Source organism: Pseudomonas sp. BP01, assembly GCF_022760795.1.
GTDB classification, from domain to species: Bacteria; Pseudomonadota; Gammaproteobacteria; order Pseudomonadales; family Pseudomonadaceae; genus Aquipseudomonas; species Aquipseudomonas putida_Q.
This window is the reverse complement of sequence record NZ_JAFBKA010000148.1, coordinates 1-252: the sequence shown is the minus strand read 5'-3', so window position 1 is coordinate 252 and position 252 is coordinate 1. Positions and strand designations below refer to the sequence as shown.

At 49.2% G+C, this 252-nt stretch carries 1 rRNA gene; it reads left to right on the top strand.

Annotation, left to right across the window (positions count from 1 at the left end):
- A 23S ribosomal RNA gene (locus JOY50_RS28875) occupies window positions 1–252 on the top strand; the annotation flags it as partial.

Sequence of the window (252 nt, the reverse complement as noted above, 5' to 3'; positions counted from 1 at the left end):
CCAAGGCTAAATACTACTGACTGACCGATAGTGAACTAGTACCGTGAGGGAAAGGCGAAAAGAACCCCGGAGAGGGGAGTGAAATAGATCCTGAAACCGTATGCGTACAAGCAGTGGGAGCCTACTTGTTAGGTGACTGCGTACCTTTTGTATAATGGGTCAGCGACTTATATTCAGTGGCGAGCTTAACCGAATAGGGGAGGCGTAGCGAAAGCGAGTCTTAATAGGGCGTTTAGTCGCTGGGTATAGACC